Source organism: Rhizobium sp. PDO1-076, from assembly GCF_000247475.1.
In the GTDB taxonomy this organism is placed as follows: Bacteria; Pseudomonadota; Alphaproteobacteria; order Rhizobiales; family Rhizobiaceae; genus Allorhizobium.
This window is the reverse complement of the sequence record NZ_AHZC01000061.1, coordinates 1-9142: the sequence shown is the minus strand read 5'-3', so window position 1 is coordinate 9142 and position 9142 is coordinate 1. Positions and strand designations below refer to the sequence as shown.

Sequence of the window (9142 nt, the reverse complement as noted above, 5' to 3'; positions counted from 1 at the left end):
AGTGATGCGTCAGAGTTGTAGAATGATGTTGTACGCCCATAAGGTCTGTGGTCAGTTGATTCCGATTTCTTCCGCGTAAAGAGATATTAATGAAAGATCTCCGCCGTACTCGTGTTGCCTGGGTCAGCCCGCAGCTCAGCTACTTGGTGGCGAGCACGCGATATCGCTGCTTCTACCCTGCGTTTGCGCTGCGTGACCATCATATCGACAGTGTATTCTTTAGAACTTCGAGCGAAGTTCTCCCGCTCCTAAAGGAGATCGACGCAATCGTTTTTGTTAAGCTCCTGGATAGCGAAAGCCTCAAATTGGCGGGCTTGGCCAAAGATCAGGGCGTCAAAGTTTTGATTGATCTTTGCGACAACGTGGTTGTGGCGAACTATCCTATGTCGCCGGATTTTCACCCGGCACTTCGCTTGGCTGGGATTGGGGCATTTGCGGACGCGATCGTTGTTCCAAGCCCGGCACTTGTCGAGGCGTTGAAGCCTTTGGTGAGGCCCGGATTGCCCTTCGTCGTTATCCCGGATCAGATCGAAACTGAAGAGAGCATCGCGGCCGCCGCGCAACTCCAGAAGCAGTCCGTATCAGCGCCCGTGAAACGGTCCCTTAATATCGTCGAACGTGTGGCACGTTTTGGTCTGTTTTTGATCCGCGATCGTCCGGCTGCCATGGCGGTCCTCAAAGGTAAAATCTCAACGGCCTACCGGCTGAATTGGATGCGCCTTACCGCTGTTGCCCGTTCGCAGGGTACGCAACCAAGGATAAGTTCGGCGTCTGGTTTGAGCGCTGAAGTCGTTGCCGAACGAGTAAATCCAGTTCCCCATGTACGACCAAAGTCCGTTCTGTGGTTCGGAAATTTTGGGGCACCGCACAGCGATTTCGGTATGTTGGCTTTGATGCTTGCAGCTCCGGCTCTCGAAGCAGTGTGCCGCGATATCCCACTTGAGTTGACTGTGATCTCCAATAAAAGGCTATTATTTGATAACGCGATTTCCCAAATCGGCGTGCCAACACGTTACGTGGAATGGTCCGAGAATACAGTTTTTGAAAAGCTTAAAGATGCCGACGTGTGTTTGCTGCCCTTTGGCATGGATGCGTTTTCTTTAACAAAGTCAGCGAACAGAGCCGTGCTTGCCCTTGAATATGGCGTGCCTGTGGTTACAACCCGTCTTTCTTCGATGGAACCACTCGAGGGCGTGGTGGCATTCGATGACTGGGAGGCCGGTTTGCGCCGCTTCCTTGGGCCGCAAGGCAACGCTGAGCGCGAGGCAGCTATCGCCGCGGCTAGTCCAATATTGGAAGAAAATTATTCGGCAAAGGCAATCGGCGAGGCCTGGGCAGCCCTCATTTGCAAGCCGACGACAAGGCCCCGCCCGGGCTATGCTAGTATACCCGCCGCCGGAGAGGTCGCTGTCTTGCTCGATGCCCCGGAGAGTTTCGAGCTCTTGATGTCTGTAATTGACGTACTGCGTAACCGGCGAGATGTGCTTCTTCGTGTCCTAGTGACGCCGAATGCGCTTGCGGCATCAACGCGCGCCCTAATCGAGCGACAGATAATTCCGTATGCGCTCGACGAGAAGGCCATATTTTCCGGCGATGACCGTATTCTGCGTACAGTAAACTGCATCCTGACAACTGACGGACATGGACACGGTACAGACCTATTGACGGACGCTGTAAACAATATTGCCGTGGAGAGGGGCGTACGGGCATTCGTACTGGGAACGGGTGCAGATGGCACCGGCATTTTGGCTCGCTCGCTACCCGTAAGCGAAACGGCGCAAGTGCTTAACGCCGGAACGGCCAGTTCCTTCACTGACTTGTTATTCAATCATTTCCTGTTGGCCAATACGCGAAAGTCTACTCGAGCGAATTCGGCGGATGGTTGGGATGACAATGTCTTGGACGTTCACGAAATGGCTCTTGCAAACCAAAGTCAGCAATCTAGAACGGATCTTGAGAAGCTGACAGGTGACTGATGAAGATTGAGACTTTGCCGATAGCTGGATTGGCCAAAATTATCCCAGCAAGATTAGGCGATCATCGTGGATATTTTTCTGAAGTATTCAAGGACGGTTGGTTTCGCCAAAATGTGTTGGATACTACTTTTGTGCAGGAGAATGAATCTCTTTCTGCGGCGGTCGGTACAGTTCGTGGTCTCCACTTCCAGCTCCATCCATTTGCACAGGGCAAGCTAGTTCGTTGCATTGCCGGCAGAATTTTCGACGTAGCTGTCGATATCCGTATTGGTTCACCCACCTACGGTAAGTGGTACGGTACGGAACTCTCGATGGAAAACGGCGAGCAGTTGTGGATACCGGCGGGTTTCGCCCATGGCTTTGCCACGCTCGTACCCAACTGCATCATTTCCTACAAGGTTACAGCACCTTATGACGCCACGAGCGATCGCGGCTTGCTGTGGAGCGATCCGGATATCGGGATCCAATGGCCGCTCCCTCTCGACAGTGCAGTCCTGTCAGACAAGGATAAGATGCAGCCGCGGCTGGCCGAATTGTCGTCCTCCTTTTCATACTGACCATCGGCCCTGAGGGTGGTAACCGGAGTAGAACATGCGTATTCTCGTCACTGGCGGGGCAGGCTTTATAGGCTCGGCCCTTGTTCGCCACTTGGTCAAAAACGTCGGCGCGGAAGTTCTGAACGTCGACAAGTTAACCTATGCAGGCAACCTCGAGTCGCTGAAAGAAATCGAAGGCGCGTCGAACTATAGTTTCCTCCAGGCGGATATTTGTGATCTCCCCAAAATGTCGTGGGCGATTAACACTTTCATGCCCGATCGGATTATGCATCTTGCAGCCGAAAGTCATGTCGATCGGTCAATCAGCGGCGCCAGCGACTTTGTTCAAACCAATGTTATGGGAACATTTAGTCTGTTAGAGTCGGCTCGGCACTATTGGAACGAATTACCTTCAGCTCGCAGAGAGGCGTTTCGCTTTCTTCATGTCTCAACCGACGAGGTCTATGGTTCTCTCGGTGCGGAAGGGTTGTTTCAGGAAGTGACAGCTTATGATCCGTCATCTCCTTACTCAGCGTCCAAAGCAGCAAGTGATCACCTTGCCGTCGCGTGGTATCGTACCTACGGTCTACCGGTCATCGTTTCAAACTGTTCTAACAACTATGGGCCATTTCATTTTCCAGAAAAGCTTATTCCACTGATCATTCTAAACGCATTAGATGGAAAGCCACTGCCGGTCTATGGTCAGGGTGTCAACGTCCGGGACTGGCTGTATGTCGAAGATCACGTCAGGGCCCTAGATCTAATTGCCTCGCGCGGTAAGCTTGGTGAAAAATACAATGTTGGGGGTCGGAATGAGCGACGCAATATCGATGTGGTTCGTCGAATTTGCTCTTTAATGGACGAATTGCGTCCCAGGGAGAATCCTCACAGTGACCTCATAGCTTATGTGGCCGATCGTCCAGGTCACGACGCACGATATGCCATCGATGCAACCAAGCTGGAATCGGAGCTAGGCTGGAGAGCACAGGAGAGTTTCGACAGTGGCATCGAACGCACCGTTCGTTGGTACCTCGAGAATGAGTGGTGGTGGCAGCCACTCAGGAAGAGTGTTTATTCCGGGACGCGGCTTGGGACGCTTAAAGATGCGTGATTGGCTCCGCATCGCAGTTACGGGGAAGCAGGGACAGGTAGTCTCGTCACTAGTGGAACGCGGGGCGTTATCCGGTGCCGAGATCATCGCTGTGGGGCGGCCGGAACTTGACCTTATCGATCATAAATCGATCCGTGCATCCCTTTTGAAAATCAAGCCGGACGCGATAGTTTCGGCAGCGGCTTACACCGCTGTCGATAAGGCAGAAAGCGAGGAGGCACTGGCTTTTGCCGTCAACGCGCATGGACCGACGACGGTCGCGGAAGTCGCGAACGAACTAGGCATCCCAATTGTACATCTCTCAACTGACTACGTTTTTACGGGCGACAAGGATGGTTTCTACAATGAAGCGGATGAGACCGGCCCAGTATCGGCGTATGGCCGATCCAAACTTGCTGGCGAGCTTGGCGTCGCCGCAGCAAATCCCAACCATGCAATATTGCGCACCGCCTGGGTCTATTCACCCTTTGGCGCCAATTTCATGAAGACAATGTTGCGCCTAGCAGAGACTCGTGATTCGGTGAATGTTGTAGCCGACCAGTTTGGTACGCCGACGAGCGCGCTTGACATAGCCGATGCAGTAATCTCTGTAGCTAGGCGCCTTTCCACTGACCTGGATCCGAAATTGCGGGGCGTCTTTCATCTGACGGGTGGCGGTGAGGCCACCTGGGCGGATTTTGCCGAGATGATCTTTTCGGGACTGCATGCCCGCAGCGGCAAGCACGTATCTATCGGCCGTATCACAGCGGCGGACTATCCGACGCCAGCAAAACGCCCTGCCAATTCGCGGCTTTCAAATGAGAAACTGAAACAAACCTACGGAATCACCGCACCTGATTGGAAGGAGTCTGCAAAGGTCGTATTGGATCGTCTGCTTTAGCAGTTTCAGCTTTCAAGCTCATCACCCTACAAAGGAAAAAGAATGAAGGGCATTATCCTTGCTGGCGGTTCCGGAACACGCCTTTACCCAATAACGAAAGCTGTCTCAAAGCAGCTCATGCCCGTTTACGATAAGCCGATGATCTATTACCCGCTGACGACCTTGATGCTGGCGGGAATTAAGGAAATTCTGATTATCACGACGGAGCATGACAACGAGGCATTCAAGCGATTGCTTGGCGATGGCAGCCAATGGGGAATTTCGATCAAGTATGCGACGCAGCCAACGCCAGACGGTCTTGCGCAGGCTTTTATTATTGGTGCTGATTTCGTTGGATCGAGCCCGTCGGCGCTTATACTTGGCGACAATATCTATCACGGACACGGATTACCGCAACTTTTGCATTCTGGCGCTTCTCTAATAAACGGAGCGCGAGTCTTCGCATACCAGGTCAGCGACCCAGAACGTTATGGTGTTGTTGAGTTTGATAACGCCATGAAGGCGCTTTCGATCGAGGAAAAGCCGGTCACGCCTAAGAGCGATTGGGCCGTCACCGGCCTTTACTTCTACGACGAGCAAGTGATCGACATTGCCGCCAATCTCAAACCGTCGCCGCGCGGTGAGCTGGAGATTACCGACGTTAACCGTGTCTACCTTGAGCGTGGGCAGCTTGCTGTAGAACTAATGGGCCGCGGCTATGCGTGGCTCGATACTGGAACGCCCGACAGCCTCCGCGAGGCCGCTGACTTTGTTGGCACGCTAGAAAAGCGTCAGGGATTCAAGATCGCATGCCCAGAGGAAATCGCTTACCGAATGGGGTTTATCGGTGAAGAGCAACTATATCAATTGGCAATTGAACTCGGGAAAAGTGCCTACGGTCAATATCTGTTGAAGGTGGCAAAAGTAAAATAAGATATGCAGTTTTGAACCACCCTGATGACCAGGGATGCGCGCGGGGCGTTGGGCATCCCGTTGCACTAAGTGGGGCCGCTAATTGCCTTACTGATGTCACGATATACGCCCCGCACTTGCTCCATCACTATTGCCTCGGTGAAGCCTTGGATGACTCGTTGCCGAGCTCTATTACCGGCGACATGAACGCTCTCCTTGTCGAGCGCTAGGGCGCAGATTTGGTCCGCAAGCGCCGCGGCGTTGTCGACGGGAACCAGCCATCCTTCACATCCGTTCCTGACGAAGTCTCGGCAGCCCGGTACGTTCGTCGTGAGGACTGGCCGGCCACAAGCTGCGGCTTCCAAGATGGAGCGAGGTAAGCCCTCTCCACCGCGTGTCGGCATGCAACATATGTCATGCTCCGCCCATACTTCTCGTACGTCGGTAATTGATCCCCTCCAATTGATGCCCGGAAGGTTCGACCACGCATTTAGTGTCTCGGTAGAAAGTGAGCGCGGATTGGAGGGGTCGGGAGTGCCAAAAAGTGATAGGCTCACATCATGCCCGCGCTCGCGCGCAATTGATACGGCTTTCACAGCGAGGTCGGCACCCTTCGACCATACCATGCGACTGACAATCGCGATCTTGATGTCTTTCCCCGGGTGCGGCGGGAGCGGTGTGTAGTAATTTGGGTCCACACCGGCTCCGCCTACCACAGTGACGGCCACATTTGGGACTTTGATGCCAAATGTGGGCGGGTCCGAAATATTTTCGAACAAAAAGTGGTTCGTACCGCGGCTTCTTATCAACCGAAACAAAATTCGGATGGCAAAGCGTCCAGCGCGCGCTTTTATGCCGGTATCGGCAGCCAGGAGTCCACCACCGGTAACAGCCAGAACTTTACCTCTTATGCCGCCGACTAGCGCAGCGAGGCCTCCAGTGACCACGGCGCGGAGAGCAATACAATGGACGATGTCGATTTTCTCAGTCCGTAGCGTTTGAGCGATTTCGCCGATAGACGATGCGACAGACATTGGACCAAGGTGACCCCTCTCAATGTTGAGAGGCACTACTCGAGCGCCGAGGTTCTCGATTACGTGCCTGTGTTTTCCCACGCGCGTGACCACGATCACGTCCAAGCCCACTTCCTTTGCCGCGCGTAGCATAGGCAGAAAATGCGACACGAAAAACCAGTCTTCAGTTACGATAAAGGCAATACGAGTTTGTGTTCGGGGCAGGTTCACCATCGTCGACCTATGCTTCGCCGCAATAGTCGAATGGAGCTCTGGGGTAATGCCGTATAGATTCCATGAGCCAGTTTCATTAGCGTGGGGTGACGTCGCCAGAATTCACCCAAGGGGAGCACGAAAGGATTATCATGCACAAGGCTGCTTTCGATCACTTCAACAAGTTCCTGCCGGGACAGCAACTCACTTCGGCGATTGAGGATTGGCTCTACGTTTTCCATGCCTGCCGCGATCAAGCCTTGCTGTTCTACGATGAGCGCGAACAGACGCTCGAAGGCGTGCGCGGCAGTCCCGTCTAGTTGGCTCTTCTCACGGACGAACATATCGCTAAAGTCAATGTTGATTAACTTTCGCAAGCCTGTGCGACGGAACCAGAACATCGCTCCCGCCGGGAACCGGCTGCTCTGCAAGATAGATGATCGGAGTTTTCCTTGGCTGATCATTTCCGATCTGAAGAGCGGTGGAACTCTCATCCTCTGACTGCTCTATGCGGCAGAGTGTCTTCAGCATGAATTTTTCGTTCATGGAAGTGCGACCGCCGAGCGGCAAGAGATGCGCCCGAGGCGCGACAAGGCCAATGCTTGGTTCGCACTGGAGCAACTTGTGGCCTAGCAATCGTCCCTCGATTTCCGGCTGCAGCAGCGAGCCCACCAAATAGCGGCGCCAACCATCACCATCTTGGCGATGCGGAGATCGTTTGGTGTGTATTTTGAGGCCGATGTCGAACGGGGTCATAGTTTCGTTTCTCAGGGCCGTGAGGAAGGGTAGAATATCGCGGCCTTTGTTTTCGACCTCCAGTTCGGTCGTGGCGCAAAGATAGGAACTCTGAGGGCGAGCCACCGGACGAGAGCCGATCGGCCGGGTTATAACCAGGTTGAACGGCTGCTGGATTCCCGCGTCCAGATCGTTTGCCATTTCCTCCCATGTCTCAGGATAGTAAACGTGGGCGAAGATCGTGAAATCTGTGTGGCGGGTGTTGTTCATTTGGCTGCTCCGCACCCCTTTATAATCCTCAGCACAAACCCAAGTCGTCGCTGCAGGCCATTCAGCTACGTGGAAACATCCATGTAGGGATGCCTTTCAATTGTCCACGTATTCAACGTTTTGATGCATATACTCAGCCACGCTCAGCGATCAAGCTACTTCTGCAATGCCGGAGGTACGTACAACCAATTTCAGTGAGCGCAGGGCTGGCGGCAGCAACGCGCCAGTGTCAAGGGATATCAGGAGCGCGCCCTCCGATCGGGAGCGGTCGCTCACTCTTGATATAGCAGACCCAGCCTTGACGCTCCGCAGTTGGCCAAAGACACGAACATTTTTGTGCGTCAGGGCGCCGTTTCTGCCCTAACAATTGGCCGATTGGGGCCACTTCAAATTTGCCGAATGCCGAGCAAAAAATGGCCTTGCCGGTTATCCACTTGAGTCGAGGAGCCTCATGAGATACATGACCGTCCAAAGGAAAACGGAAATGAATGTGTTGAAGAAGATTCTAAGTTCTTTCAGCGGCGCTTCTACGAATCGCGCCACCGAGCGACAGTTGGTAAATGATGCGACGCCACCGTTGGCTGTCTCGCAAGCGGGGCACGCAGACGCGGCCGACGTAGGTGAAGTCGCAATCCCAGGAGTGGATAATCTTCCCGATGACGAGCTTGAGCGCTTGAATAAGCTGCTGCCATGGGCAGCCTTCGTGCTGGATCGGAAAGGGCGAAAATTCGGAGTTGCGCATTCCGCTACAAAGCGCAACGTGCCGCAGGCTATGCCTGATGCACGCATAGTAGATCTTGATCGCCGGGTACCGCTACGCGACCTCACCGTATTCGAGATTGGTTGTTTCGAGGGAATCCACACGACGGCGCTCGCGATGCGTGCCAAGAAAGTGCTTGCTTGCGACAGCCGGATAGAGAACGTCGTCAAGACGATTGTGCGGTGTTCTATGTATGGCACATCTCCGCATATTTTCCGCTGGGATGCGGAAGAGGCTTTGCCAGCAGATGTTTCGCTTGATTGCGATGTATTGCACCATGTAGGTGTGCTTTATCATCTTACAGATCCTGTCGGGCATTTGAAGGCGCTTTTGCCTCATGTGCGCAAGGCCGTCATGCTCGACACACAGATCGCGCCGGAAGATGCCAAGAGCCTGACTTACGAAACAGGTGGGCGAGAATATCGGTACTATCACTACAGGGAAGCCGGTCGAGACGCGCCGTTCGCTGGTATGCTCGATCACGCCAAGTGGATGTTTAAAGACGATTTGCTCGCGACGTTGAGAGAGGCTGGATTCGACTCGATCGACGTTGCGAACTTTGAGATACAGCGTAACGGGCCACGTATTCTTATTTACGCAACCCGTTCTAGCAGTGAACGTTAACACGGCGGGGCGCAGCGGTCTGCAGCAGCGTGTGAAGCGTAATCTGAGGCGATGAGAAGGCCCATCGAGCAATGACGCAAACTTTTCGTGCGATGACACGCAGCGCACAGCTGGCGTGGGATCTCGCTTATCG

At 53.8% G+C, this 9142-nt stretch carries 9 protein-coding genes; 6 read left to right on the top strand and 3 right to left on the bottom strand.

From position 1 onward, the window contains the following. Positions 1–89: 89 nt before the first annotated feature. From PDO_RS05260 to rfbA, 5 genes are read left to right on the top strand one after another with little or no spacing between them, the layout of a single operon-like run. Positions 90–1976, top strand: coding sequence for a hypothetical protein (locus tag PDO_RS05260; RefSeq protein ID WP_007598797.1), 1887 nt, complete (start codon positions 90–92; stop codon positions 1974–1976). Next, complete coding sequence (gene rfbC, locus PDO_RS05255) at positions 1976–2533, top strand: dTDP-4-dehydrorhamnose 3,5-epimerase (protein ID WP_007598795.1); 558 nt, start codon at positions 1976–1978, stop codon at positions 2531–2533. The genes PDO_RS05260 and rfbC overlap by 1 nt, the downstream gene beginning before the upstream one ends. 34 nt (positions 2534–2567) lie before the next feature. Further along, positions 2568–3623, top strand: coding sequence for a dTDP-glucose 4,6-dehydratase (gene rfbB, locus PDO_RS05250; RefSeq protein ID WP_007598793.1), 1056 nt, complete (start codon positions 2568–2570; stop codon positions 3621–3623). After that, positions 3616–4503: a dTDP-4-dehydrorhamnose reductase gene (gene rfbD / locus PDO_RS05245; protein WP_007598791.1), complete on the top strand. Its 888-nt coding sequence runs from the start codon at positions 3616–3618 to the stop codon at positions 4501–4503. The genes rfbB and rfbD overlap by 8 nt, the downstream gene beginning before the upstream one ends. 42 nt (positions 4504–4545) lie before the next feature. Further along, entirely contained in the window at positions 4546–5415 is an 870-nt protein-coding gene (gene rfbA / locus PDO_RS05240; protein ID WP_007598787.1) for a glucose-1-phosphate thymidylyltransferase RfbA, read from the top strand. Between the two features lie 65 nt (positions 5416–5480). Here rfbA and PDO_RS05235 read toward each other — a convergent pair whose 3' ends face one another. The 3 genes from PDO_RS05235 to PDO_RS05230 are packed head-to-tail and all read right to left on the bottom strand — an operon-like array spanning position 5481 to position 7625. Next, a complete protein-coding gene (locus tag PDO_RS05235) occupies positions 5481–6641 on the bottom strand; it encodes a glycosyltransferase family 4 protein (protein WP_007598783.1) in 1161 nt (386 codons plus the stop codon). Beyond that, positions 6635–7021 carry a rhamnan synthesis F family protein gene (locus PDO_RS28915; RefSeq protein WP_244426354.1) on the bottom strand — a complete coding sequence of 129 codons (387 nt, stop codon included), beginning with the start codon at positions 7019–7021 and terminating at the stop codon, positions 6635–6637. Before PDO_RS28915 ends, PDO_RS05235 begins: the two co-directional genes overlap by 7 nt. After that, positions 6975–7625 (bottom strand): rhamnan synthesis F family protein, encoded by a 651-nt coding sequence (locus PDO_RS05230; RefSeq protein WP_007598779.1) that lies wholly within the window; start codon positions 7623–7625, stop codon positions 6975–6977. Before PDO_RS05230 ends, PDO_RS28915 begins: the two co-directional genes overlap by 47 nt. Before the next feature lie 484 nt (positions 7626–8109). Here PDO_RS05230 and PDO_RS05225 point away from each other — a divergent pair, with 484 nt between their 5' ends. Beyond that, the gene (locus tag PDO_RS05225; RefSeq protein WP_037072689.1) at positions 8110–9009 is read left to right on the top strand and encodes a class I SAM-dependent methyltransferase; all 900 of its coding nucleotides are present in this window, start codon (positions 8110–8112) and stop codon (positions 9007–9009) included. Positions 9010–9142 lie beyond the last annotated feature (133 nt).